Here is a 25,402-nt window from a genome sequence, read left to right on the forward strand (position 1 = left end):
CTGGTAGACTACCAGGTAGATAGGCCGGAGGTGTAAGCCGGGTAACCGGTTGAGCTGACCGGTACTAATCGGTCGAGGTCTTGACCTGGAGCCTGCCCTGACACTATGTAGTTTTGAGGGAGCGAGGAAAGACGAGGTCCTCGGTGGTCATAGCGGAGGGGACACACCCGTTCCCATTCCGAACACGGAAGTTAAGCCCTCCAGCGCCGATGGTACTGCCCTGGAAACGGGGCGGGAGAGTAGGTCGCTGCCGGGGACCTTTAAATTTCCGCGATAGCTCAACGGTAGAGCGCCCGGCTGTTAACCGGGTGGTTGCAGGTTCGAATCCTGCTCGCGGAGCCAAATTATTAAAAAACCACCTGTGGGGTCTTCTCACAGGTTTTTTCTTTCTGCAGGCGCCAATCGCCTCCGATTGCTTCTTCCCGCTTTTTCATATACAATTTCCAACGTGGGCGTTTCATTCTCTTGGAGAGGAAGGAAAGGATTGGTCGAGGCGACGGGCGTAGTTTTAGCTGGAGGCAAAAGCACGCGCCTAGGGCGGAACAAAGCTTTCCTGGAGTGCGAGGGAGAACCCCTTATCACCCGGGTGGTAAATTCTTTGAGGCGGGTTTTCCCGGAAGTTATTGTCGTGGGAGATCCCGAGCTTTACGGTGGCCTGGCCGATCGGGTGGTGTCCGATATATTTCCCGGTGCCGGTCCCTTGGCAGGCATACACGCGGGACTGGTACACGCTTTCCACGAGGTTATTTTCGTTTCCGCCTGCGATCTGCCTTTCGTTAACGAAAAGCTGGCTTTGGGTATAACCAGGTACATCGAGGGTTATGACGCCGCTATTCCTTGTGTGGGGGGACGGCTGGAGCCTTTGTTTGCCGCTTACCGGCGCACTTGCCTTGGGCCGGCTACCCGCTGCCTGCAGCAGGGGCGCCGAAAAGTAGTTAGTTTCATAGGCGAGATAAAGGTGCGTTACCTCACGGAGGTGGATCTGGCTGGCCTTTCTCCCGACTGGGGCCGAACCTTCTTCAACTTGAACTGGGATTACGAGCTTGGCCTTTTGCGTGCCGGCCTGCCCCTCAACGTACCGGTGGTGGGAGTGATAGGTCCCTCAGGAAGCGGGAAGACGACCCTAATCGCCGGTCTTATCCAGGAGCTCTCCTCCCGCGGTTACCGGGTGGCGGCGGTAAAGCATACCGGTCATCGCTTGGAGGATATCCCGGGTAAGGATACCGCCCGCTTGGCGGCGGCAGGGGCAAAAGTTACGGTGCTGCTGGGCCCAGGAGGATTTTTTTATTTCCGGAGTGGCGAGGGAGAAGTGGCACCTTTCAAAGTTTTCTGCTTACTGGAGGGAGAAGCCGATATTATTTTAGTGGAGGGGTACAAGCATCTGGCTTTACCTCGGATTGTAATCGGGGAGGGAGTGGCCAGCGGCGGGGTGCTGGCTTACTTAAAGCCGGGGTTTTCTCCTGAGGAAATAAAGCGACTAGCAAAATCCCTAGAGGAAAAATTCTTGAAGCGGAGGTATTCCAGTTGATAAGATTTCTCCTTCCCAAGCTCTACGCTCCCTCACTCCTTTCTCTCACCCCCCTAGAATTGAGGCGGCGGGGCATAAAAGCGCTAATCCTGGATCTTGATAACACCCTCGTGCCTCGGGGAGAAGAAAAAGTCGACCCATCGGTTAAGAGCTGGGTGGAAAGTCTTAAGCGGCAGAGCTTTAAGCTCTGCGTGGTTTCTAACAACACCTACGGCAAAGGGGCCGGGCCGATTCAGGAGCTGGGCGTTCCGGCCGTCTTTCGGGCGGTCAAGCCCTTTCCCTGGGCCTTCCGCCGGGCCCTTGAGCTTCTGGGTACTAGGCCAGAGGAGACGGCCGTAGTGGGAGACCAGCTCTTCACTGATGTTCTGGGGGGAAATCTCTTGGGGCTTTACACTATTCTAGTACCCTCGCTTAAAGGTCCCGATTTTATCGCCACCCGTCTCCTTGTCCGACCTGTGGAGCGCCTGGTGTGGCGCTGGATTTGCTCCAAGGTTCCTCGTCTCCAGGAGCCGGTCCCAAGAAAGACAGAACTTCGCTCCAGTTGTCGGACAGGGGGTTAGAGCCGAATGCGGATAGACGGCAATACTAGAATTGTAGGTATTTTTGGCGATCCTATTGCTCACACCCTCTCACCCCGCATGCATAATGCCGCCTTTCAGTCGCTTAACCTCAACTACGTCTATGTTCCCTTCCGGGTGCGGCGAGAGGAGCTGGCGGAGGCTACGGCAGCTATAAAGGCCCTTAATCTGGCCGGAATAAACGTCACCGTTCCCCATAAGGAAGCCATAATACCCTACCTGGACGAGTTGGAAGAGGAAGCGCGTCTCATCGGAGCGGTGAATACAGTGATCAACCAAGGCGGCAAACTCTGGGGCAGCAACACTGACGCTTCCGGATTCCTGGCCGCCTTGCAGGAAGAAGGCTTTGCGCCGGCGAAGAAAAAAGTAGCGGTGCTGGGAGCGGGAGGAGCGGCCAGAGCGGTAGGGGTGGCCCTGGCCAGGTCCCAGGTGGAGGAAATAATTTTTTTTAACCGCACCTTCGATCGAGCAGCAGAGCTGGCAGCTTATCTAGAAGAAAGAACGGGAGTAAGGACGCGCGCTCTCCCTTGGGAGGAAATGGGAAGCTCAAAGGGAATAGAATTGCTACAGGCGGCAGATCTTATAGTCCAGACCACCAGCCTGGGTATGTATCCCTGCGAGGGCGAGATGCCTCCGGTGGCAGGAGAGGCTTTCCGGCCAGGCCAACTGGTGATCGACCTGATTTATCGCCCTCTAGAAACCCGTTTCTTATCTTTAGCCCGAAAGAGGGGAGCTAAGACCGCCAGCGGTCTCGGTATGTTGCTTTACCAGGGGGCGCTGGCTTTTTCCTTGTGGACTGGCGTACCCGCTCCTTTGGAAGTTATGCGAGCGGCGTTGGAGGAGGCCCTGGGAGTGGGGCAAGGGAGGGGAGAAGATGCTTAGGTATCTCACGGCAGGGGAATCGCATGGGCAGGCGCTGCTTACCATAATAGAGGGGATGCCGGCAGGACTCTGGCTCACGGCCGACTACATCGACCGGCAGCTGGAGCGCCGGCAAGGAGGATACGGCCGGGGAGCGAGGCAGCGCATAGAGCGGGATAGGGTGGAAATCTTGAGCGGCGTGCGTGGTGGATTTACGCTGGGTTCTCCTATAGCTTTGAAGATAGCCAACCGGGACTGGGAGAATTGGCGGGAGATCATGAATCCGGGCTTGGAGGCCCGCTTGGACGAGCGGGTGATAACGCGGCCTCGGCCCGGGCACGCTGACCTGGCGGGGGCGCTGAAGTATGCCTTTTACGACTTGCGCAACGTGCTGGAAAGGGCTAGTGCCCGCGAAACAGTGGCCCGGGTGGCGGCAGGGGCGGTAGCCCGCCGTTTCCTGGAGGAACTTGGCATAACTCTAGCTGGCCAGGTGGTGCAAATAGGGGAAGTAAAGGCTGTGCCGGCGGAGGGAACGCCGGAAGAGATCCGCAGCCAGGCGGATGCCTCCCCGGTTTACTGCCCTGATCCCCAGGCCTCAGCTGCTATGGTGGAGGCCATCGAGCGGGCCGAGAAGGCAGGCGATACTTTGGGAGGCATATTTGAGGTAAGGGTTTACGGAGTTCCGCCGGGGCTGGGCAGCTATGTTCACTGGGATCGGCGTTTAGACGGTCGGCTAGCCCAAGCCGTGATGAGCATTCCGGGGATCAAGGGAGTAGAGATAGGTTTGGGTTTTGCTCTGGCTTCCCTGCCCGGCTCACGGGCCCACGATGAGATCTTCTATTCACCGGTGCAGGGGTACTACCGGGTTACCAATCGGGCCGGAGGCCTAGAAGGAGGGGTAACTAACGGAGAACCCATAGTGGTGCGGGCAGTCATGAAGCCGATACCCACCTTAAGGAAACCGCTGCGTAGTGTCGATATGTTTACCAAGGAACCGGTAGCAGCAGCTTACGAGCGAGCCGATGTCTGCGCTGTGCCTGCAGCTTGCGTCATTGGGGAGGCGGTAGTGGCATGGGAGGTAGCAGCAGCTTGCCTGGAGAAGTTTGGTGGGGACACCATGGCCGAGCTAAAAGAGAGTTTCTTGCGGTACAAAACGAGGATAAGGCGGGGGGAGCGTTGAGGAACGTAGTTCTCATTGGTTTCATGGGAACGGGAAAAACGGCGGTAGGCAAGAGACTGGCCCGGCTTCTAGGCTGGGAGTTTATCGACACCGATGCGGAGATCGAGCGCTTGACGGGTAAGTCCATTGCCCGGCTTTTCACCGAGGACGGAGAGATACGCTTTCGGTCGGAGGAGAATCTGCTTTGCCGCCGGCTGGCCGGGAGAGAGCGGCTAGTGATCGCCACCGGCGGGGGCATGGTGCTCAATCCCGAGAATGTGGCCTTGTTGGGACAAAACGGAGTGTTCATCAAGCTCTACGCCGATCCGGAGGTGATAATCTCACGCCTCAAAGGTAAGCGCCGGGAGCGCCCCCTCATAGGGAAAGGAGATTTGCGGGAGCGGGTGCTGACCCTACTCAAAGAGCGTGAAGGGGCCTACGACATAGCGGAGTTCGCGGTGGATACCGGCAAGCAAAGCCCCGAAGAGTCGGCCCAGATAATCTATCAATACCTCAAGGAGAAGAGCTATCTCGATGAAGACGGTCAGGGTTGAGCTGGGGAACAGGAGTTACCCCATCTATGTGGGCGAAGGGTTACTCGTCCGGGTGGGGGAGTTAACGCGGCAGCACCTTCCCGGACGCCGCCTCATGGTGATAAGCAACTCTACCGTGACCGGACTCTATGGAGAGTTCTTAAAAAGGAACTTGGAGGCGGCGGGCTGGAAAGTTTTATGGGCCGAGATGCTGGACGGCGAGGAGCACAAAAACTTGGCCACCGTATCCCGACTTTACGACTTAGCTGTGGAGGGAGGACTGGAGCGCGGCGATGCTATTCTGGCCTTCGGGGGCGGGGTGGTAGGGGACGTGGCGGGTTTCGTGGCCGCCACTTTTATGCGCGGTATAGCTTGGGGGCAGGTTCCCACTACCCTCTTAGCTCAGGTCGATGCTAGTGTAGGGGGAAAGGTGGGAGTGAACCATCCCAAAGGGAAGAATCTCATTGGAGCTTTCCATCAGCCCCGCTTGGTGGTGGCAGATGTTGCTACTCTGCGCTCCCTTCCCCGACGCGAAATTGCCTCTGGCATGGCGGAAGTGGTCAAATACGGGGTCATCCGCAGCGCCTCTTTCTTCGCTTGGTTGGAGGAAAACGTAGAGGAACTTTTGTCCCTGGTTCCGGAAGCTTTGACCCACGCCGTAGCTACTTCCTGCCGCATAAAGGCCGAAGTGGTGGCGGCCGACGAAAGGGAATCGGGTTTGCGGGCCATTCTCAACTTTGGTCACACGGTAGGACATGCTCTGGAAGCGATGACCGATTACACCCGCTTCACTCACGGGGAAGCAGTGGCCATAGGCATGGTCGTGGCTTCACGTCTTGCCCGCCACCTGGGGTTGGGTTTTACGGCGGAGGAAGAAGAGCGCTTGGTGAATTTGCTTGAGGCCATAGGTCTTCCCACTTCTCTTCCCCCTGGTACCGACCCCCGAGAACTCCTCCTTTTCATGCAACGGGACAAAAAGGTTAAGGAAGGAAAGCTTACGTTCGTCTTGCCCCGGCGCATAGGTGAAGTAGAAGTAGTCCGGGAGGTTCCCCAGGAGATACTTTTAGAAGTATTGAGTGCCTGAAGGAGGGTTCTAAGCAGCATGGCTTTGCCCTGGGATGAGGCTTGGCTTCGCGAAGTTTTGGAGACGGCTTTGGCACGGGGAGGAGACTACGCCGATATCTACTTAGAGGAGCGGCGGAGCACACTCATCGCGCTGGAGGATCGGCGGGTGGAACGGGTGCATGTGGGGGTGGATCGGGGAGCGGGGGTGCGGGTACTCAAAGGCGATAGTACCGTTTACGCCTATACCAACGACCTCAGCCGCGATGGGCTCTTAAGGATAGCGGAGCAGGTTTCCCGGGCCGCAGCTCAGGGGCGGGAGATCGGCTTATCCCAGCTTAAGAAACTGGACGAAGAGATCCCTTCGTTAGAAGACGCGCCGCTAGAGGAAAAAGTAAAGGTGGTGCAAAAGGCCGACGAGGCGGCTAGGGAAGTCTCTCCACTTATAAGACAGGTAATGGTGAGTTACGGAGATGTTGCCCAAGATTTGATTATTGCTACCAGTGAAGGGGAGCTGGTGGAGGAGAAGCGAAGCCGGCTGCGTTTTACGGTCAATGCGGTGGCAGCCGAAGGAGGAGTAATTCAAACCGGCTTCGAGGCGCTGGGGAGCACGGCCGGCTTCTCGGCCGCCTTTAAAGAGTCTCCTCCTGAGGAGCTGGCGCGGGTGGCGGCGCGGCGAGCGGCGGCTTTGGTGAAGGCTCCACCGGCGCCGGCAGGCAAGATGCCAGTGGTGCTGGCCGGGGAGGCAGGGGGCACTATGGTGCACGAGGCATGCGGTCACGGATTAGAAGCCGATCTGGTACAAAAAGGCCTCTCCGTTTACAAAGGGAAGCTGGGGGAGCAGGTGGCCGCAGAAGAGATTACGGTGATCGACGACGCCACTCTACCGGGTAAGTACGGATCCTACCGCTACGATGACGAAGGGGTTAGGGCGCGCCCGGTGGTCCTGATCGAGAAAGGAGTCTTAAAAGAGTACCTTTACGACCGACGCACAGCGGTCAAAGAGGGCCGTAACTCCAATGGTCACGGGCGGCGGGAGTCTTACCAGCACAAGCCCATCCCCCGTATGGCCAACACCTACATCGCCCCAGGTGAGTGGGATCCGGAAGACATAATCCGCGAGGTCAAGGAAGGGTTCCTGGTTAAAAAGATGGGGGGCGGGCAGGTAAACACCACCAACGGCGACTTTGTCTTCGAAGTGGCGGAAGGCTACCTCATTCAGGACGGAGACGTGGGGCCGTTGGTGCGGGGAGCCACCATTACCGGCAACGGCCCGGAAGTTCTACGGCAGGTCACCATGGTGGGTCGCGATCTCGGCTTCACCGTAGGTACTTGCGGCAAGGACGGCCAGGGTGTGCCCGTTAGTGACGCGCAACCAACCATAGCAGTTGGGGAGCTCATAGTGGGAGGCACCCGCGTCGGGAACGTGAGGATCCGCCGGCTTTAGAACTCCCGGCAAGCTGCGGTACGCAAAGGGACGACTTCGCGGATGCATATATTTCGCAAATCTGCCGCTTGTTTCCGCTCATGACTCCTACTCGGCGGAGAAGGCTTTTAACGTCCCATAGCCCGACGAAAAGAGTTAGACTACGGAGAAGAGTAGGAGCGGAGTTAACTAGAAGATCAACAATCACCTAGACGTTACCGTTGGTCCCGAGGTCGCGTTCGTTTTCCCCAGGTTCTCTCGCTGCCCAGTCTTTCTTCGCCGCGCGGTAGCCGGCTTCCAGCATGTAGGGAAGGGCAGCAAAAAGAACTCCCGCATAGTACGCCGCTTCCTCGATAACCACTAACTCAGCAGCCGAAGCAGCTCCTATAGCCAGTCCACCGGTGATAAAGGCCAAGATACCGCTCACGACCAGGTGGCGGACCCGTGCCTTGTAGAAAGAAGGGCTAAAATCCTGCACTACCGCCCACAAGATCAGCGGTATAAAGAGAGCCAAAGTTGCCGCTCCGCGAAGGACGGCCTGAACTATCGGCACAGCACCCACCAACGCAGAAATCACCAACTCAGGGAGCAGCAGAAAAGCCGTGAGGATCAGATACTGGACCAGACCAACCTGCCGCAGAAAGTGCAGGCGCGACCGCGGTGGAACCGGAGATTTGGCAGCAGGAAGACTTTCAGGAGGCAAAAGACAACCGTACGCATAAAAGAAAAAGCCTGCTCCTCCTATGACAGCCAGTCTCGTCCACCAATTTAGACGTATGTCAATGTCGGCTATACCAGAAACGAAGCTGCCGGAACCAAGTCCGCCTATCACCGACAAAACCAGTGCTAATACAAGCGGTGAGAGCGGAATCCTTCTACCTTCCATTTGGTTCACTCCTGCATCTCTACACCAATGCTACCACGGCCGCAGATAATTTACACCATACTCCTGCCAAGCTTTTGCGGCTGCTTTGTAAAAAGTTACCCCGTCAGTTGCAAAAAATGCGCCCCAGCCAACGATCGGTACAGCTTTAGACCCACCTTCCCGAGTGTCCCTGTCGCTTTCGCGGCTTTGTAGTAGTTCCCCAGCTTCCCCAGCGCATAGTCCTTGCCTACGTTTACAGCCGCCTCCTTCGGAGAACTCCAAGTGCGCAGATCGTAGTCTCTAAAATCACGACCTTAGCGCCTTCTTTTGCCGCATACCCCGCTCTTGAAACGTAGTAACCCACCTTCTGAACACCACTACTCCACCAACTCATCCAGTATTCTACCTCTTCCCAAGCTTGAGTTGAAAGGAAACCAAAAGCACAGCTGTGCGTTGCTTTCTCCTCAATTTCTGCCAGCAAAGGAGGGATGTTAGCCAAAAAGCCATCCTCTGCATGGTAAACCTTTCCTGAAATAGACCCTCTCCGCAAAAAGTCCCTGGCAGAAGTTCCGAGGACCTTCCTACCCGTTGCAAGCGTACGCCGTAGGAAGAGGTCGGGATGCTTCGAAGCCAGAATCTACAGGATGGGAGGCGGTAGAGAGGAGTTAACGGAAAGCCGCCGGTGGCCAGGAGCCGGAGTAATTCTTTGTCTCGTTCCGAAAAACGCCGAAAATGAAGGGAAGCGGCTGTTTCTTGCAGCGAGCGTTGACAAATCCGAGGTTTGCTCTTTCTGCCGCTGCCGTGTTATAATTGCCGTCGACCTGGGTGGTTAAAGGGTGCTGGGAGCCACCTGCTGTTTGGAAGATTATAACAGATCCAGTAGTGATGCGGGTTTCGGGGATCGAGAGCTGCCGTCGACTCCCTGGGGTTTTGGGGTTAACCGAAGGTCGACGGCAGTTTGAAGTAAGTGGCAGGAGCTCGGAGCGAGAAAAATCAAGGCCTCCCGCCCCCAAACGGGCTTGGTAGCAATCGAACCATTGTGGGATTGAAACTTGCTGTGCTTCAATTACTACCGGAAAGCCCGATAGTAGCAATCGAACCATTGTGGGATTGAAACTCCCCTTTCAACGGACTCCCACGCTTCCTCCAGCGCGTAGCAATCGAACCATTGTGGGATTGAAACTACAGTACGGGGATCTTGTAAGGGCTCTTGGTAAGGGTAGCAATCGAACCATTGTGGGATTGAAACCAGCAGGTGCGGCGGGTTCTGTAGGCGGAGGGTGTTCGGTAGCAATCGAACCATTGTGGGATTGAAACTCGGAAGCGAACAGTACGGATGGGAGCCGCCGAGAGTAGCAATCGAACCATTGTGGGATTGAAACCTGGGTTAAACCTCTCGCACGCCGAGCCGCCCGGAGGGTAGCAATCGAACCATTGTGGGATTGAAACCGGGTTGCAACCCGGGAGGGTCTTTCTCAGGTATTAGAGTAGCAATCGAACCATTGTGGGATTGAAACAGCTCTTCGACCATCCCGGCCAAATCTCCCCTATTCCGGTAGCAATCGAACCATTGTGGGATTGAAACGGATGTTCGGATGCTTGACAGGCAGATTAGGAACTGGTAGCAATCGAACCATTGTGGGATTGAAACAGTCTGATTTGCGTGGGAGTAGTGAGTTAGCCGACGCCGTAGCAATCGAACCATTGTGGGATTGAAACAGATTTATGTAGGTGCGCCTGGATCGGGAAAGTCATAGTAGCAATCGAACCATTGTGGGATTGAAACTCAGTCTAGCGCCACGACCCGGTACCTCCTGACCACGGTAGCAATCGAACCATTGTGGGATTGAAAGTCATAAGCGCATTGCGTCCAAGCCAAGATACGCTATGCACTATTTGCTGCTCTCAAGAGCTCCTGCTGCTCGCCTTCTTCCCCACTCCATTTCTCTGCAGACCCTGGGGGTTCGGAATACGGCCCGGACGCCGCTTGCAGAACGGGCTCCCAACCTGGCCACTGCCTTAGCTTACGAGACCCGCGTCAAGCTCAAAATGGAAGTTTGGCCGCCTTACCTCTGGCGACTCACGGGCGTAGCCTGTGGCGACCATTTTTTCGGCTAGGATCAAGCCCGTCAAACTTCGCACTCAGGTGCAAGGAAAAAGGACCTTCTGTGGAGAATAAGACCGGAAGCTGGCTTGCGCGTAAATACCAGTTTCTCTCGTAGCCTCGGTTTGAAGGAGGAAGAAGACAAATGGATCTGCTGGAAGTAGTTTCTGCGGCAGTAGCCGAGGGAAAAAGGGCGGGAGCGGAAGAGGTCGAAGCCTTTGCGGTTACTGGTACCGCTTTGCAGATAGAAGTGCGCCATGGTCAGGTAGAGACCTTGGAGCAGGCACAGGAGACGGGGCTGGGAGTGCGGGTGCTGAAGGGCAAGCGCTTCGGTTTCGCCTTTGGTACCGACTTTTCCCCCCAAGGAGTGAAGGAGACGGTAGAGAGAGCGGTGGCGGCCTGCCAACTAGCCGCTCCCGATCCTTACAACCTCCTGCCTGCGCCTTCAACCGCTTATACCTCCCCGGAGCTTTACGATGCCCGCCTGGCGGAAACCCCGGTGGAGGAAAAGATAGCCCTGGCCCGTTTCATGGAGGAAGCAGCCTTCTCTTTCGATCCCCGGGTGAAGATCGTGGAGACGTCCACCTATCAAGAAGAACTTTCGGAAGTCGCTCTGGCCAACTCTTTAGGGGTAAGCGGTAGCTACCGGGGTACGGTTTGCGGCCTTTACCTGAGCTTGGCGGCCGAGGCCGACGGGCAGAGCGAAACGGGCTACGCCTTAAAGTATAGCCGTTTTCTCAGGGAACTTGACCCCAGAGCTTTAGGGGAAGAGGCGGCCCGAAGGGCTGTGGGACTTTTAGGGGCGCGAGGGGTCAAGACGGCGTCGGTGCCAGTAGTTTTCGATCCTTACGTAGCCGTCGATTTTGTGAGCCTTTTAGCTCCTGCCCTCACGGCGGAAGCAGTGCAGCGAGGTCGTTCGCTTTTTGCGGGCAAGCTGGGGGAGGAGGTGGCCACCTCTAAAGTGACGCTCTTGGATGATGGACGTCTTCCTGGCGGAATAAGGACGGCTCCCTTCGACGGGGAAGGGGTGCCCACCCAACGCACGGTCCTCATTGAAAGAGGGGTTCTCAAGCAATACCTCTACGACACCCGCACGGCAGCCCGGGAAGGGAAAGCTTCCACCGGCAATGCCGTGCGCGGTAGCTTCCGCGGGCAGCCGACGGTTGGCCCTACCAACTTTTACCTGGAGCCGGGCGGACAGTCGCCGGAGGAGATCATCCGCCAGGTGCCGGAAGGCTTTTACCTTACTGAGGTTCTGGGGATGCACACCGCCAACCCCATCTCCGGCGACTTCTCGGTAGGAGCAGTGGGCTTCTGGATAAAAGACGGAGAACTTGCTTTTCCCGTCCGGGGGGTGACGGTGGCGGGTAATATCAAGAGCTTGTTGCAGCGTGTCGACGCGGTGGGCTCGGATCTGCGCTTCTTCGGCGGCCGGGGTGCGCCCACCTTTAGGGTAAGCGAACTCAAGGTAAGCGGGCACTAAAGGGGGGGTTCCCTTTGAAAGTCCTGGTGCTCCACGGTCCCAACCTCAACCTCCTAGGCAAGAGGGAACCCGGAATTTACGGGAACCAGACTCTGGAGGCGATCAACCGGCGGTTGGTGGAGTTGGGCAGGGAGCTGGGGGTTGAGGTGGAGTGCTTTCAATCGAACCATGAAGGGGAACTGATAGACAAGCTGCACAGTACCGATGCGGCGGCGGTGGTTTTCAATCCCGGTGCCTTTACTCACTATAGCTATGCCTTGCGCGACGCGGTGGCTTCACTTCCTATACCGGTGGTGGAGGTGCACCTTTCCAACATCTACGCCCGGGAGGAGTTCCGCCATCGCTCGGTGATCGCGCCGGTGGCCGCTGGACAGATAAGCGGCTTCGGCGCAGAAAGTTATCTTTTGGGTTTGCAAGCGGCGGTGAGCCTAGCTAAAAAACGGGGGGAGAGATCATAAACCGGTTAGAGCGGCTGCGGGTTCTCTTGCGGGAGGCGGAGTTGGAGGGAGCGCTGATACTGGGTGCCGAAAACAGGCTCTATTTAAGTGGCTTCACCGGCTCCGCCGGCGTTCTCTACGTAGACGCCCACGGGGCCTTTCTTCTTACCGATGGGCGCTACGCCACCCAGGCGCGAGAAGAATGCCCGGGGTGGGAAGTGCTGGTCAAAACGCGCGTCTTCCCGGAAGGTGTGGCAGAACTGGTGAAAGAGCGGAAAATAGAGAACCTGGGGGTGGAAGCCCACATCCTCACCTGGGCCCAGTGGCAGGCGCTAACCGAAGCTTTACCCGGGATAAAGCTGATCCCTTGCCGGGATTTGGTAGAGAAGCTCCGTCTCATCAAAGAGCCGGGAGAAATTGACGCCATCCGTCAGGCCCTCGCCCTAACGGAAGAAGGCTTCCGCGCTCTTCTACCGGAGCTCAAGGCCGGTGTGAGCGAAAGGGAGTGGGCGCTGAAACTTGAGTTTTATCTTCGAGAGAGGGGGGCGGAGGAGGTTGCCTTTCCCTTCATTGTCGCCTCCGGCCCCCGCTCCGCCCTGCCGCACGGGATAGCTTCCGGCAAGAGGATAGAGCCGGGAGAGCTGGTAGTGATAGATATAGGGATAAAGTTGGGGCGTTACTGCTCCGACTTTACCCGCACGGTGGTGGTAGGCAGCCCTACACCCTGGCAACAAGAGCTTTACCGGGCGATACTCGAAGCTCAGCAGGCGGCCATAGCGACAGTAAGGCCGGGAATACCGGCTAAGGAGGTAGATCGGGCGGCCAGAGAAGTGCTTGCGTCTTACGGCTACGGTCCGGAAATATTTCCCCATAGCACGGGGCACGGGCTTGGCCTGGCGGTGCACGAGGCGCCCCGCGTGGGTGAAGGAGAGGAGACGAGGCTTGAGCCGGGGATGGTGATTACCATAGAGCCGGGAGCTTACCTGCCGGGCCAAGGAGGTATCCGTATAGAGGATGTAGTACTGGTAACAGAAACGGGAGCCGAGGTGCTCACCACCACACCTAAGGAAGAACTCTTCACGATCGGGGGGTAAAAGCATGATCTCTACCAACGATTTCCGTACGGGGCTCACCATCGAGTTAGATGGAGAAGTGTATCAGGTAATAGAGTTTCTCCATGTGAAACCGGGTAAGGGTGCGCCTTTTGTCCGCACCAAGCTGCGCAACCTGCGTACGGGAGCAGTAATCGAGAAAACTTTCAACGCGGGGGAGAAGGTTCCCCGGGCCCATCTAGACCGGCGGCAGGCCCAGTACCTCTACAGTGACGGCTCGAGCTTCTACTTCATGGACATGGAGACTTACGAGCAGGTGGCGCTAGGAGAGAAGGAACTCGGAGACGCGGTAAAATTCTTGAAAGAAAACCTGGAAATCTCTCTCTTGCTTTACCAGGGTAAGGTTATAGGGGTGGAGCTCCCCAACACGGTGGAGCTCAAGGTGATCGAGACTCCGCCGGGAGTGAGGGGAGATACGGCGGCGGGAGGATCGAAACCGGCCAAGCTGGAGACGGGAGCAGTAATCCAAGTTCCCCTCTTCGTGGAAGAAGGGGACATCATCCAGGTGGACACCCGCACCGGCGAGTACCTGAAGCGGGTCTAACCATGAAGGACGGCCAAAGTTTTGAAGGGCGGGAGCCTATGCCCCGCCCTTTTCCTTTTGCGCCTTCTGCGCCTTGGCCAGCCTCAGATCAATAAAGCGATCCTTTAGCTTTTGCATGACCATGGGCATGGTGGTGTACTCCATCTCGTCCAAGTGCAGGCGATGAGGCTCGAAGGGCCCCAACCGCCGCAGGTAGTCGGCGATAAGGTTGGCCATTTCTCTGGCCCGGTCGAAGGCCGGGTCGTCGAACAGATCCTGGGGGCCGATCAGCTTGCCGTCGGCCAGTTGGAAGCCCAGAGCTACCACCCGCGGCGGTCCATCGAAGCGAGAGGGACGGGCGTCCTTCAAGGAGACCGGCATAAGAGGACCGCTGTGCGAACCCCGCATCCAACCGGACACCAGGTGCGGGTGGGCGAAGGGCTCCAGCACTTCCCCCACAGCTGGGTAGCCACTCTGGCAGCGGACTATGCAAACCGGGTCGTCCTTACCGATGTAGCGTCCGGCAATAAGATTGAGGCGCTGCACGCTGGAAACGGCTGCTATTTGTCCCGTCTCCCGGTGGAAGATGCGCTTGATGGCGTAGCGACCAGGTGCGCCTATGAAGACCAGCATGTCGTAGATGTCTTCCGGAGCATTGAACATTATCTTTTTGTTCTCGATGAGGTCTCTAACTTCGAAGGTGAAACCGCAGTGCATCTTGGGATCTATGACCAAGCCAATGGTGTTAAAAGGATCGGCAAAGATCTTGTAAAGGGGCAGGTTCCAGGCGCCGGGCTCGGTCTTGTCGGCCATGAATATAACTATGGGTTCGCTTTCCCGCTCCTCCACTTCCATCTCGGCAACACCGGGCCCCAACCCTTTGATGTTGCCGGAGAAGGCATCGGCCAGGAGGTCCTGCCCGGCTCCGTAAAGCTTAAGCTTTTTAGCCACTTCTGTGCAGGCCACGAAGGTGTCCCAAGCCAGCTTATGGATCTCCCCGTTGTTACGCCCCAGCTCATGGGTCATGATTAGGTTTATGTCGTCGCCCACGCTGGTTACGTGAAAGTCTATCAGCAGGGGGCTGCCTGAAAGCACTCCCCTTGCCTTTTCCAACAACTCCGGGTGGACACTGGTGTGGCCCACGAAGCCGCCCACGTCGGCTTTGATGACGGTTACTGTGATCTTTTTGCCCACTTTCCTCTCCTCCTTTGCATCAAGTTCCTCGGACTTTGAAGGCAGCGCTCTAAGGAAAATTTCTATGGGTAGCCCTTAATATCCTCCCGGTGCAGTGCTACAATAGGAAATACATCGTTTCGGAGGGAGGGAAAAGCGTGCTGGCCTTACTCCAGAAGCTGGACGCCTTGCTTTTTGAATTTATCAACAGCCTTTCCGGAAGGATCCCCTTCTTCGATCACCTCTTTCGTTTCATAGCCCTTTATAGCCCGGTTATTTTCGCCCTTTATCTGGCGGGGCTATGGTTTTGGGGAAAGGGAAAGGAGAAGGAGCTCAACCGGCAGGCGGCCCTGCGGGCCGTCCTCGCTGCTGCTCTGGGTCTTATGCTAAACCAAATCATAGGAGGGGTATTTTACCGGCCCCGCCCTTACACCGTCTTGCCTGCCCATCTTTTGATCCCTTACACGAGAGACGCTTCTTTCCCCAGTGACCACGCCACCGGCTCTTTCGCTTTGGCTTTCGGTCTTAAGGGAAGGTTGAGGCACCTTCCCGCCGCTATCCTTCTAGCTTTCGCCGTTCTGGTGGCTTTCGCGCGCGTCTACGTCGGGGCCCACTACCCGCTGGACGTCCTAGGAGGGGCTTTTATAGGGTGGGCTTCGGCTGAGGGAGTGGATCTGGCTTTCCGGCGCTGGCCGGTTCTCGCTCGCTGGCAATCTCGTGCCATTGAAATTTACGAGCGCATATTTGAGAGGAAAGTGCGCAAAAGTGCACCTTAAGTCCTTTTTTTCTTTCGCCAGCCAGGCCTGCCAGACGTCCTTTTTCTACCAGAAAGCGAGAGTTGCTTAGAAGAGCCGGGGAGAAAACAGGCAAACAAAAAATTTTAGCCTTTCTTGACACTTGTCCTTTCCTTTTTTTCTTGGTACCTTTGGGCCAGGATCCCTGGCCTACTTTTGGTCTGGTGTACAGGTGGAGGGGAATGAGAAGGACTCTTTACCTCTTTCGGAGTGGGCGGTTGCGGCGCAAGGAGAACACCCTGGCAGTCGAGACGGAGGAGCAGCGGCGCTACTTCCCGGTGGAGAATGTGCGGGATATCTTCGTTTTTGGGGAAGTGGATCTTAACAAAGAAGTCCTGGAGTTTCTGTGTGACAACGAGATTTTAGTTCATTTCTTTAGCTATTACGGGCATTACGTAGGCTCTTTTTATCCGCGTGAGCATTACAATTCCGGGTATATGGTGCTGAAGCAGGCAGAGCATTACATAGATCCGACCAAGAGGCTGAACCTTGCCCGCAAGTTCGCGGAAGGAGCATTGGAGAACATCCTGCAGGTGCTGCGCTACTATCATCACCGCGGGAAAGATCTGTCCGAATACATTGCCGCGATAGAACGGTTTTTAAAGTCTGCTTTGCCTTCTTGCCAGACCATTGAAGAACTCATGGCCGTGGAGGGCAATGCCCGCAGCTACTACTACGAAAGCTTCAACGTTATTCTGGAAGACTCTCCTTTTCAGATCGAGGGGAGGAGCAAAAAGCCACCCACCGATCCTTTAAACGCTCTCATAAGCTTCGGCAACACCCTGGTTTACGTCAAAGTGCTTTCAGAAATCTACAAGACCCATCTTGACCCGCGGATCGGCTATCTTCACGCCACCAACTTCCGCCGCTTCACCCTCAATCTCGATGTGGCCGAGGTCTTTAAGCCTATCCTGGCAGACCGCGTCCTCTTTACTCTGGTGGGAAAAAGAATGCTTTCGCCCGGAGATTTCGACCGTTGCGGCAGTGCCGTCTTCCTGAGCGAAAGGGGACGCCGCACCCTGGTGGAAGAGTTTGAACGGAAGCTCCAGAGCACTTTCCACCACCGGCGCCTCAAGCGTAACGTTAGCTACCAGACCATTCTGCGCCTGGAGCTTTATAAGCTAGAAAAGCACCTGATCGGCGAAGAAGAGTACACACCCTTCGTCAGCAGGTGGTAGTAGTCGGGATTTTAGGGGGATGGGCCTTGTACGTTATCCTGGTCTACGACGTTAATGTAGCGCGGGTGGCCAAGGTTTTAAAGATAGCCCGCAAGTATCTACACTGGGTACAGAATTCTGTCCTCGAAGGGGAACTGACCGAAGCTACCTTCCGAAAGCTTAAGCACGAGCTCAGGCAGGTAATCGATGTGAAAGAAGACTCGGTGCTCTTATACGTTTTGGGAAACCAACGCTATACTACTCGTGAACTCCTGGGGGTAAAGAAGGGTGGAGAAGAATGGATCTGGTAAACCTCCTTCCACTATTGAAAGGGCGGGCTTTCCTAGTGGCTCCTCGTAAAGAGAAGTGTCGTCGACCGTCGGTAGTGCAAAAACCCCTGGAGATCGACGACACTACTTAAGTTTTTTAAATATTGACTTGAAAGCCCACAGTGTGGTAGTATTGAACCACCAGATAATCTGGTGAGCTTCCGGCGAATGGTCGTTCGCAGGGCCAGTGACCGATCTTGGAAAGCCAGAATTCACGCCCGCAAAACGGGTTTGTAGCCTACCTATGAGGGATTGAAACGGTTTTTACTGGCGGTGTTGGTTCGGGGAAAAGTTAGTTTGTAGCCTACCTATGAGGGATTGAAACCCCGGCTGGAAGAGTAGAAGCTCCACAGCCGGAACAGTTTGTAGCCTACCTATGAGGGATTGAAACGTGGTCGCTCAGTAGGCGACTGCGTAGGTTTCTTCTGGTTTGTAGCCTACCTATGAGGGATTGAAACTGCAGGAGCAGTTTGATGCTTTACTTAATACGGTTGGTTTGTAGCCTACCTATGAGGGATTGAAACTAGTATTGTAGCGCCTCGCAACCCAAGGCAAGAAAAGTTTGTAGCCTACCTATGAGGGATTGAAACTGACTACTCTGCGTAATTGGTGCGATAGATACAGGAGTTTGTAGCCTACCTATGAGGGATTGAAACTACGAAGGTTATACGGAGGTGGCGTGTAGTGTTAGATGTTTGTAGCCTACCTATGAGGGATTGAAACCTGTGGAGGGTTTGGAGCGGGCTAAGATGGCCTACTGTTTGTAGCCTACCTATGAGGGATTGAAACCCTTCTCTATCCTGGTGGAGCCATGCGGCCACCAACGTTTGTAGCCTACCTATGAGGGATTGAAACTGACTACTCTGCGTAATTGGTGCGATAGATACAGGAGTTTGTAGCCTACCTATGAGGGATTGAAACTGACTACTCTGCGTAATTGGTGCGATAGATACAGGAGTTTGTAGCCTACCTATGAGGGATTGAAACGCTATGATGTAGTACTTATTACGCAGGATGTTAGAGTTTGTAGCCTACCTATGAGGGATTGAAACGGATGAGCTTATCCGGCTTTTCGAGTCGGAGCTGGTAGGTTTGTAGCCTACCTATGAGGGATTGAAACACTCTTCCAAAGCTTTATCCGGATCCTTCTTAGTATGTTTGTAGCCTACCTATGAGGGATTGAAACACAACCCACGAGAGAAGCTTATCCAGCATCACACACGTTTGTAGCCTACCTATGAGGGATTGAAACTGTAGCAAAACCTTTCGCTGTCAATCTCGCTAGTCTGTTTGTAGCCTACCTATGAGGGATTGAAACTCCAGTTGCTGAATGTTCCTCAAAAGCCTCCCATTTTGTTTGTAGCCTACCTATGAGGGATTGAAACCCGAGTTCCAGCCGATACCCGACCTCCCGGGCTATGTTTGTAGCCTACCTATGAGGGATTGAAACATATAATCCGGAACCGCCTCGGGAACACCGTCCCTAGTTTGTAGCCTACCTATGAGGGATTGAAACAAACTTCCTCCGAAACTTTAAAAAGCTTCATAGTGTTGGTTTGTAGCCTACCTATGAGGGATTGAAACACAAACCAATCACGACTGTTGAACCATATTCCTGCCTGTTTGTAGCCTACCTATGAGGGATTGAAACTCCTGAAAGATGCCAGAACATGCGGTGTTTCAGAGAAGTTTGTAGCCTACCTATGAGGGATTGAAACAGCGAAACCCACGGCACGGCACTCAGCGTGAGCCTGGGTTTGTAGCCTACCTATGAGGGATTGAAACGGTATTCTTCACGCCCGAGGCGTACTACAAGCAGAAGGTTTGTAGCCTACCTATGAGGGATTGAAACCCCTGTCCTGCCGTAATGCACTCAGGCGCAGTGGGGTGTTTGTAGCCTACCTATGAGGGATTGAAACTACGACGTTTTAGGCGCAAAAAGCAAAACCCGTACCCGTTTGTAGCCTACCTATGAGGGATTGAAACCCGAGAGCATAAGAAAAGTACCCTGGGGAGCCAGATGTTTGTAGCCTACCTATGAGGGATTGAAACAAAGCCGCCTATTTTTGATGTTACCTTGCCTAGCGTGTGTTTGTAGCCTACCTATGAGGGATTGAAACGGTGGCATAGCTGGTAACTATGCTGTTCATTATTTTAGTTTGTAGCCTACCTATGAGGGATTGAAACCCAGGTATCTGGGAATGCCAGGGAACTGGAAACGCCGTTTGTAGCCTACCTATGAGGGATTGAAACAAGACGCAGTGGGACTAGCAAAAGCGAGCCAGTTGCCTGTTTGTAGCCTACCTATGAGGGATTGAAACCATCCTCCAACCGCTACCACCCCTAAGCCTCACACAAGTTTGTAGCCTACCTATGAGGGATTGAAACCCACCCAGCCAGGTAAGCCGGTGGTAAAGGTCACCGGTTTGTAGCCTACCTATGAGGGATTGAAACCCAGCTATGCCACCCAAAAAGCTAGCAAGACTAACAGGTTTGTAGCCTACCTATGAGGGATTGAAACCCTGGCGGGGCTGTGCCCGCTCCCGCCGGGTTTCGAGTTTGTAGCCTACCTATGAGGGATTGAAACACAAAGTATGCGTAGGGAATCCGGGCGGTAAGTATGTGTTTGTAGCCTACCTATGAGGGATTGAAACCCAGAACAGACAAACACGCGCTGGAGGAAGCCTTGTACCGTTTGTAGCCTACCTATGAGGGATTGAAACACTGCAAACAGATAAGGGCCGGGATCACTCCCGGCCCGGTTTGTAGCCTACCTATGAGGGATTGAAACGATACTTGCGGAGGTAGCCCCAGACGCTTTTCTTTAGTTTGTAGCCTACCTATGAGGGATTGAAACCGTGGTAGTGCTTGACAGCGAATGATGTGCTCAGTAGTTTGTAGCCTACCTATGAGGGATTGAAACGCCAACCCGGAAAGACGCTCAAGCGGAAGAGCTGGTAGTTTGTAGCCTACCTATGAGGGATTGAAACCCCCGGATGGGCGGTGGGAGCGGTCCGCCGCCGGGCGGGTTTGTAGCCTACCTATGAGGGATTGAAACCCCTCCCGGGGCAGAGAACTCCTGCCCGGAGTTCCGTGTTTGTAGCCTACCTATGAGGGATTGAAACGGACTTGTGGGAGAAAGTGAAGCAGGTGTGCATGAGGTTTGTAGCCTACCTATGAGGGATTGAAACGTAAGGATATGGTGGAAGGACATACCGCTTGCTTGTTTGTAGCCTACCTATGAGGGATTGAAACGCGATTAGCGCCTGGGTTGGGTATGGGGAACTGTTTGGTTTGTAGCCTACCTATGAGGGATTGAAACACAGGAGTGTTGCGGCTGTGGTAGTATAAAAGTGAAGGTTTGTAGCCTACCTATGAGGGATTGAAACGAGACAATGGCGAGGGACATGGTGGCCAGCGGTATGGTTTGTAGCCTACCTATGAGGGATTGAAACAACGCTATGTATAAGCAGCTAACGCAGGTAAAGATGAGTTTGTAGCCTACCTATGAGGGATTGAAACAGATCTTTAGGAAGCTCACCGGGCGGGCTTAGCCCGGGTTTGTAGCCTACCTATGAGGGATTGAAACACACAAAGAACCCGACAGGTGGAGCTAACAGCAGCACGTTTGTAGCCTACCTATGAGGGATTGAAACACATCATAGTGATAACCGATACCTTCAAAAAACGGACGGTTTGTAGCCTACCTATGAGGGATTGAAACCGCACCGGAACTCCAGCCGCTCCTGGAGGTCCGCCCGTTTGTAGCCTACCTATGAGGGATTGAAACTCCCCTTTTAGAGACGCGAAGGGCGCGGGCACCGCCTGGTTTGTAGCCTACCTATGAGGGATTGAAACAGTTCATCCCTTGCCCAGGTGCAGGAAGCCCGGGCTAGTTTGTAGCCTACCTATGAGGGATTGAAACGTCCTACGCGCCTGGAGAAGTTCCACACCTGCCCCCGTTTGTAGCCTACCTATGAGGGATTGAAACGCAGCCACACCCTGGGCACCTTCTTCGCCAGAGTGTGGTTTGTAGCCTACCTATGAGGGATTGAAACCCACCTGCAACCCCTGGGGGGCCACAGGAGCAGGCGGGTTTGTAGCCTACCTATGAGGGATTGAAACAATGCTGGCCTGGACCAGGAGGGTTTTAGAAAGGCTGTTTGTAGCCTACCTATGAGGGATTGAAACAGGCTACAGGCGCTCAGGATGTTGGATATGCTTTGAAGTTTGTAGCCTACCTATGAGGGATTGAAACCGGCTTAAGAAGCCTTCTTCCACGGCCTGCTGGAGGGGTTTGTAGCCTACCTATGAGGGATTGAAACCTGTATGTGGCTCCGGGACTCAAGCGTGAGCTGAAGGAAGAAAAGAGCGAGTGGAAGAAGAGGGCTATAAAGAAGCGGTTAAAAGAGGTGCGTAGCGAACTGAAGGCTCTTCGAAGACACCTGCAAACTCTCCAAAGCGGAGAGAGTGAGCCCGCTTCCCGACAGCCGGTCTACCGACGGAAGGAGCCGGTGAGGGGCCGCCCTCTGGGGTGGCGAAGAAAAGCTTGGCGAGTCCTCTCCGCAGCCCTCACCGTCCCGTATCTTGAAAAGCTCCCTCAGGTAAGAGGTATGCCGAGGGAGCTTTTCTCCCTTGAAGACTGTTTTGGTGGCGGGGAACCGCCGAAGGCGGGTGGTGAGAAGGCCAGTTCCTGTTCCTGGTGCAGGGACGGCTGTATGAAAGTGACATACACACTTTTGTACAGTTTCTCAAACCAGGACGCCACCTGATATCAATTTCTCTAAAGCCCGTTTTTCCAGCCGGGAAACATAGCTGCGGGAGATCCCCAAATAGGCGGCCACCTCGTGCTGAGTGAGCCTCTTTCCGTTGCTCAGGCCGTAGCGGGCAGAAATGATGGCCCGCTCGCGCCGCGTAAGCTGTTTAAGTTTCTGCTTCAAAGACTCTTCCGCCAGGCGGCGGGCTACCTCCTCGCAGATGGCGTCGGGCTCAGTTCCCAAGAACTCCTCCAGTGTGACTTCGTTGCCTTCTTTGTCCTTGGCAACTGGCTCGGAGAGGAAAATTTCTCCTCTGGTCTTCTTGGCTCCTCTGAGCGCCATCAGTATTTCGTTTTCTACGCATTTTGCCGCGTAGGTGGCCAAGCGGGTACCCTTTTTGGGGTCATAGGTGTTTATAGCTTTAACTAAGCCTATAGTACCTATGGATATCAGGTCTTCCGGGTCGTAGCCGGAAGACTCAAACTTCTTGACTATGTGAGCTACCAGGCGTAGATTATGCTCTATAAGGATATTACGGGCTACCTCATCCCCCCGCAGCAGCCGTCTTATGTACTTTTTCTCTTCTTCTTCGGACAAGGGCTGGGGGAAAGAATTGTTACTCAGGTACCCTATAAACTGTACGATGGCCGCATCCCTGCCTTTGTCTTTGTTTTGTCGCCTTTTTATGCTATGGGGATGCGGCCCTTTGTGTGCCTGTCCCCGAGGGTTCGGCAGTTGCCCCGGTGCTTTCAGGGCTGTATAATCTTTTAAACGCGAGAACCTGGGTAAAGACGGCAAAGTTTCTTTCGTAACCGGGGGTTAGAGCCTTATGGAAGGCAAAGAGATACGTCAACGCTTCCTCGATTATTTCCGTCGAAAGGACCATGTCATCCTGCCCAGCGCCCCCCTCATTCCGGCTGGTGACCCCAGTCTTCTGTGGACGGCAGCCGGAATGGTTCCCTTTAAACCCTATTTTACGGGCGCGGCCAAGCCGGAATTCCGCCGGGTGGCTACTTGTCAAAAGTGCCTGCGTACGCAGGACATCGAATCGGTGGGGAAAACGGCCAGGCATTTGACCTTTTTCGAGATGCTGGGCAACTTCTCCTTCGGCGACTACTTTAAGGCCGAAGCTATCGCCATGGCCTGGGAGTTCGTCACCAAGGAGCTGGGCCTGGATATCGACCGGCTCTGGTTTTCGGTCTTCGAGGACGACGAGGAGGCTTTTGAGCTCTGGTGTAAAATGGGTGTAAAGCCCGAGCGGATTGTGCGCTTGGGACGCGACACCAACTTCTGGGAGATAGGGGTGGGCCCCTGCGGCCCTTGCTCGGAGATTTATTATGACTTCGGTCCGGCCTTTGCCTGTGGTCCCGATTGCCACGTGGGTTGCGACTGCGATCGCTACCTGGAAATCTGGAACCTAGTTTTTATCCAGTACTACCGGGATGAGAAGGGGAATTACCTCCCCTTAGAAAGCAAGGGGATCGACACGGGGATGGGGCTGGAGCGGGTGGCCACCGTGCTTCAGGGAGTCACTTCCCCCTTCGCCACAGATCTTTTCCGCGATATAGTAGCCGTTGCTGAGCAGGAACTGCACCTGCCGGCGTCCGACCGGAAGATTAAGGTCGTGGCCGATCACGTTCGGGCGGTCACCTTCGGGGCAGCCGAGGGAGTTCTTCCTTCCAATGAGGGGCGAGGCTACGTAATAAGGCGTCTTTTGCGGCGGGCACTCCTCTACGGGGTGCTGGCCGGTCGGGAGGAGCCTTTCTTGGGCAGGGTAGCTGCGGCGGTGTGTGACAAGATGGGTGAGGTCTACCCGGAGCTGGTGGCCCACCGGGAACACATACTCCGGGTAATCCGGGCAGAAGAGGAGCGCTTCTTGACCACCCTCTCCCAGGGTATGGAGTTGCTAAACCGCAATATCGAACAGGTTCTGGCCCGGGGAGGGAAGGTACTACCGGGAGAGGAGGCCTTTCGTCTTTACGATACCTACGGTTTCCCTCTGGAGCTCACCGAGGAAATCTGTGCCGAAAAGGGATTGGCGGTAGACAAGGAAGGCTTCAAGCGGGAGATGGAGGCCCAGCGCGAGCGGGCGCGCCGGGCACGGGAAACGGTTGAGTATCTCGGGGAGAGGGAGCGTTTTTACCGGGAGCTCCGCGAAGAAAAGGGCGATATCGATTTTGTGGGCTATGAGCTGCTGAATACCAAGTCCCGGGTGGTGGCGCTGGTTAAGGGGGCCAAGGCGCAGTCTTCGGCTTCTGCAGGCGAAGAGGTGGAAGTGGTTCTGGACGTAACTCCCTTCTACGCCGAGAAGGGCGGGCAGGTGAGCGATAAAGGGATTCTGCGTTTTTCCTCAGGAGAGGCGCTGGTGGAGCACGTGGAGCAGCCGGTGGAAGGGATAATCGTGCACCACGTCAGAGTGCAGAAGGGGGAGCTCCGCGTAGGAGACGAGGTGGAAGCGGTGGTGGATGCCGAGCGGCGCCGCCAAACTGCCCGCAACCACACCGCCACTCACCTCCTGCACCGAGCGCTGAAGGAGATACTCGGCCCCCATGTGAAGCAGGCCGGTTCTCTGGTAGCACCCGACCGCCTGCGCTTCGACTTTGACCATTATCAGGCCTTAACTCCGGAGGAAATCAAACGGGTGGAGAAAAGGGTCAACGAGATCGTCTTGGCCGCCTTGCCGGTCGTCACCTTCACCACTTCTCTGGAGGAAGCTCAGGCTATGGGAGCGGTAGCCCTCTTTGGCGAGAAATACGGCGAGACGGTGAGGGTGGTCAAGATAGGGGATTATAGCATCGAGCTTTGCGCCGGTACACACCTCCGGAACACGGCGGAGGTGGGAGTGTTTAAAATTGTGGCCGAGGCAAGCGTAGCGGCCAATACCCGGCGCATCGAAGCGGTAACCGGAGAAAGAGCCTTGGCTTACTTCGAGGAGCTGGAGGACGATTACCGGCGCATCGCCTCCTTGTTAAAGGCTCCGGCCCGGGAGCTCAGCCAGAGAGTGGAGGCATTGCTCCAGGACATGAAGGCGCTCGCCCGGGAGAACGAGGCTTTGCGGGACAAGCTGGCCCTCTACACCGTGCAGGAGCTCCTAGATAAAGTCCAGGAGGTCGATGGGGTGAAAGTGCTGGCGGCGAAGGTGGAAGCGCCCGACACCGCACGCCTACGTAGCTTGGCCGACCTTCTGCGGGAGAAGCTAGGTAGTGCGAGTGTGGTGCTTTTGGGGGCGAGTAGCAACGGCAAGGTTAACCTGGTGGTGGCCGCCGCGCCGGGAGCGGTAGCGCGGGGAATAAACGCGGCGCAGATAGTTAAGGCTATGGCGCAAGTGGTAGGAGGGGGTGGTGGAGGGAGGGCGGAGTTCGGCCAGGCCGGAGGGAAGAATCCCGAGAGGTTGGGTGAAGCGCTGCGCTTGGGGCAGGAGCTCTTGCGGCAGCATCTGGCATCCTCCCGCTGACTTTTTACCTTTTCCCGGAAGGATAATTTCGCCGGAGAGCGAATAAATGGATTATGCTGGTGCGGGG

The 25,402-nt window shown here is 55.5% G+C and carries 20 protein-coding genes, 1 tRNA gene, 2 rRNA genes and 2 CRISPR repeat arrays; of the genes, 19 read left to right on the top strand and 4 right to left on the bottom strand.

From position 1 onward, the window contains the following. The 10 genes from DXX99_RS08890 to DXX99_RS08935 form a co-directional block, all read left to right on the top strand. Positions 1-88: ribosomal RNA gene (locus DXX99_RS08890) — 23S ribosomal RNA — on the top strand; the annotation flags it as partial. 51 nt (positions 89-139) lie between these two features. Next, a 5S ribosomal RNA gene (rrf, locus tag DXX99_RS08895) occupies positions 140-256 on the top strand. An 11-nt stretch (positions 257-267) separates the two neighbouring features. Next, positions 268-342 (top strand) — tRNA-Asn (locus DXX99_RS08900). 142 nt (positions 343-484) lie between these two features. Next, positions 485-1,528: a bifunctional molybdenum cofactor guanylyltransferase MobA/molybdopterin-guanine dinucleotide biosynthesis adaptor protein MobB gene (mobAB, locus tag DXX99_RS08905; RefSeq protein ID WP_165847798.1), complete on the top strand. Its 1,044-nt coding sequence runs from the start codon at positions 485-487 to the stop codon at positions 1,526-1,528. Next, the gene (locus DXX99_RS08910) at positions 1,525-2,088 is read left to right on the top strand and encodes a YqeG family HAD IIIA-type phosphatase (protein WP_115793138.1); all 564 of its coding nucleotides are present in this window, start codon (positions 1,525-1,527) and stop codon (positions 2,086-2,088) included. The genes mobAB and DXX99_RS08910 overlap by 4 nt, the downstream gene beginning before the upstream one ends. A 6-nt stretch (positions 2,089-2,094) precedes the next feature. Then, the gene (locus DXX99_RS08915; RefSeq protein WP_115793139.1) at positions 2,095-2,988 is read left to right on the top strand and encodes a shikimate dehydrogenase; all 894 of its coding nucleotides are present in this window, start codon (positions 2,095-2,097) and stop codon (positions 2,986-2,988) included. Further along, entirely contained in the window at positions 2,981-4,147 is a 1,167-nt protein-coding gene (gene aroC, locus DXX99_RS08920) for a chorismate synthase (protein ID WP_115793140.1), read from the top strand. Before DXX99_RS08915 ends, aroC begins: the two co-directional genes overlap by 8 nt. After that, positions 4,144-4,680, top strand: coding sequence for a shikimate kinase (locus DXX99_RS08925; RefSeq protein ID WP_115793141.1), 537 nt, complete (start codon positions 4,144-4,146; stop codon positions 4,678-4,680). Before aroC ends, DXX99_RS08925 begins: the two co-directional genes overlap by 4 nt. Beyond that, positions 4,661-5,743 (top strand): 3-dehydroquinate synthase, encoded by a 1,083-nt coding sequence (aroB, locus tag DXX99_RS08930; RefSeq protein WP_115793142.1) that lies wholly within the window; start codon positions 4,661-4,663, stop codon positions 5,741-5,743. The genes DXX99_RS08925 and aroB overlap by 20 nt, the downstream gene beginning before the upstream one ends. 18 nt (positions 5,744-5,761) lie before the next feature. After that, positions 5,762-7,168 carry a TldD/PmbA family protein gene (locus DXX99_RS08935; protein ID WP_115793143.1) on the top strand — a complete coding sequence of 469 codons (1,407 nt, stop codon included), beginning with the start codon at positions 5,762-5,764 and terminating at the stop codon, positions 7,166-7,168. 187 nt (positions 7,169-7,355) lie between these two features. Here DXX99_RS08935 and DXX99_RS08940 read toward each other — a convergent pair whose 3' ends face one another. Both DXX99_RS08940 and DXX99_RS11355 read right to left on the bottom strand, forming a co-directional pair. Continuing rightward, entirely contained in the window at positions 7,356-8,033 is a 678-nt protein-coding gene (locus DXX99_RS08940) for a hypothetical protein (protein WP_134642984.1), read from the bottom strand. A 232-nt stretch (positions 8,034-8,265) separates the two neighbouring features. Further along, on the bottom strand, positions 8,266-8,511 hold the full coding sequence (locus tag DXX99_RS11355; protein ID WP_134642985.1) for a hypothetical protein: 246 nt from the start codon (positions 8,509-8,511) through the stop codon (positions 8,266-8,268). Between the two features lie 523 nt (positions 8,512-9,034). After that, positions 9,035-9,865: a CRISPR direct-repeat array (repeat unit 30 nt; unit sequence GTAGCAATCGAACCATTGTGGGATTGAAAC). Between the two features lie 34 nt (positions 9,866-9,899). Between DXX99_RS11355 and DXX99_RS11360 the strand changes: the two genes are divergently transcribed. From DXX99_RS11360 to efp, 5 genes are all read left to right on the top strand, one after another. Then, the gene (locus DXX99_RS11360; protein WP_134642986.1) at positions 9,900-10,130 is read left to right on the top strand and encodes a hypothetical protein; all 231 of its coding nucleotides are present in this window, start codon (positions 9,900-9,902) and stop codon (positions 10,128-10,130) included. A gap of 131 nt (positions 10,131-10,261) precedes the next feature. Next, positions 10,262-11,599, top strand: coding sequence for a TldD/PmbA family protein (locus DXX99_RS08945; protein ID WP_115793145.1), 1,338 nt, complete (start codon positions 10,262-10,264; stop codon positions 11,597-11,599). A gap of 14 nt (positions 11,600-11,613) precedes the next feature. Further along, complete coding sequence (aroQ, locus tag DXX99_RS08950; RefSeq protein ID WP_115793146.1) at positions 11,614-12,057, top strand: type II 3-dehydroquinate dehydratase; 444 nt, start codon at positions 11,614-11,616, stop codon at positions 12,055-12,057. Positions 12,058-12,071: 14 nt separating this feature from the next. After that, entirely contained in the window at positions 12,072-13,130 is a 1,059-nt protein-coding gene (locus DXX99_RS08955; protein ID WP_205664684.1) for a M24 family metallopeptidase, read from the top strand. Positions 13,131-13,134: 4 nt separating this feature from the next. Then, complete coding sequence (gene efp, locus DXX99_RS08960) at positions 13,135-13,692, top strand: elongation factor P (RefSeq protein WP_115793148.1); 558 nt, start codon at positions 13,135-13,137, stop codon at positions 13,690-13,692. 36 nt (positions 13,693-13,728) lie between these two features. On the opposite strand, the gene fbp is transcribed toward efp, so the two are convergent. Beyond that, entirely contained in the window at positions 13,729-14,865 is a 1,137-nt protein-coding gene (gene fbp / locus DXX99_RS08965; protein ID WP_115793149.1) for a fructose-1,6-bisphosphate aldolase/phosphatase, read from the bottom strand. Positions 14,866-15,002: 137 nt separating this feature from the next. On the opposite strand from fbp, the gene DXX99_RS08970 reads away from it, so the two are divergent. From DXX99_RS08970 to cas2, 3 genes are all read left to right on the top strand, one after another. Next, a complete protein-coding gene (locus tag DXX99_RS08970; protein ID WP_115793150.1) occupies positions 15,003-15,620 on the top strand; it encodes a phosphatase PAP2 family protein in 618 nt (205 codons plus the stop codon). A gap of 200 nt (positions 15,621-15,820) precedes the next feature. After that, positions 15,821-16,816, top strand: a complete 996-nt coding sequence (gene cas1b, locus DXX99_RS08975; protein WP_115793162.1) for a type I-B CRISPR-associated endonuclease Cas1b — start codon at positions 15,821-15,823, stop codon at positions 16,814-16,816. 26 nt (positions 16,817-16,842) lie between these two features. Beyond that, on the top strand, positions 16,843-17,106 hold the full coding sequence (cas2, locus tag DXX99_RS08980; protein ID WP_115793151.1) for a CRISPR-associated endonuclease Cas2: 264 nt from the start codon (positions 16,843-16,845) through the stop codon (positions 17,104-17,106). 247 nt (positions 17,107-17,353) lie between these two features. Then, a CRISPR array of direct repeats spans positions 17,354-21,449; the repeat unit is 30 nt; unit sequence GTTTGTAGCCTACCTATGAGGGATTGAAAC. Positions 21,450-21,875: 426 nt separating this feature from the next. On the opposite strand, the gene sigK is transcribed toward cas2, so the two are convergent. Further along, a complete protein-coding gene (sigK, locus tag DXX99_RS08990; RefSeq protein ID WP_115793163.1) occupies positions 21,876-22,568 on the bottom strand; it encodes an RNA polymerase sporulation sigma factor SigK in 693 nt (230 codons plus the stop codon). 142 nt (positions 22,569-22,710) lie between these two features. Here sigK and alaS point away from each other — a divergent pair, with 142 nt between their 5' ends. Continuing rightward, positions 22,711-25,335, top strand: a complete 2,625-nt coding sequence (gene alaS, locus DXX99_RS08995; protein ID WP_115793153.1) for an alanine--tRNA ligase — start codon at positions 22,711-22,713, stop codon at positions 25,333-25,335. Positions 25,336-25,402 lie beyond the last annotated feature (67 nt).

Origin of the sequence: Ammonifex thiophilus (assembly GCF_003368535.1) — a bacterium.
Classification (GTDB): domain Bacteria; phylum Bacillota; class Desulfotomaculia; order Desulfotomaculales; family Ammonificaceae; genus Ammonifex; species Ammonifex thiophilus.

What these genes read in the sequence shown, in the direction of transcription:
- DXX99_RS08940 (WP_134642984.1), bottom strand. Translation starts at nt 8,033, where the DNA reads ATGGAAGGTAGAAGGATTCCGCTCTCACCGCTTGTATTAGCACTGGTT.
- DXX99_RS08945 (WP_115793145.1), top strand. Translation starts at nt 10,262, where the DNA reads ATGGATCTGCTGGAAGTAGTTTCTGCGGCAGTAGCCGAGGGAAAAAGG.
- DXX99_RS11360 (WP_134642986.1), top strand. Translation starts at nt 9,900, where the DNA reads ATGCACTATTTGCTGCTCTCAAGAGCTCCTGCTGCTCGCCTTCTTCCC.
- DXX99_RS08915 (WP_115793139.1), top strand. Translation starts at nt 2,095, where the DNA reads ATGCGGATAGACGGCAATACTAGAATTGTAGGTATTTTTGGCGATCCT.
- cas1b (WP_115793162.1), top strand. Translation starts at nt 15,821, where the DNA reads ATGAGAAGGACTCTTTACCTCTTTCGGAGTGGGCGGTTGCGGCGCAAG.
- aroB (WP_115793142.1), top strand. Translation starts at nt 4,661, where the DNA reads ATGAAGACGGTCAGGGTTGAGCTGGGGAACAGGAGTTACCCCATCTAT.
- efp (WP_115793148.1), top strand. Translation starts at nt 13,135, where the DNA reads ATGATCTCTACCAACGATTTCCGTACGGGGCTCACCATCGAGTTAGAT.
- aroC (WP_115793140.1), top strand. Translation starts at nt 2,981, where the DNA reads ATGCTTAGGTATCTCACGGCAGGGGAATCGCATGGGCAGGCGCTGCTT.
- DXX99_RS08935 (WP_115793143.1), top strand. Translation starts at nt 5,762, where the DNA reads ATGGCTTTGCCCTGGGATGAGGCTTGGCTTCGCGAAGTTTTGGAGACG.
- alaS (WP_115793153.1), top strand. Translation starts at nt 22,711, where the DNA reads ATGGAAGGCAAAGAGATACGTCAACGCTTCCTCGATTATTTCCGTCGA.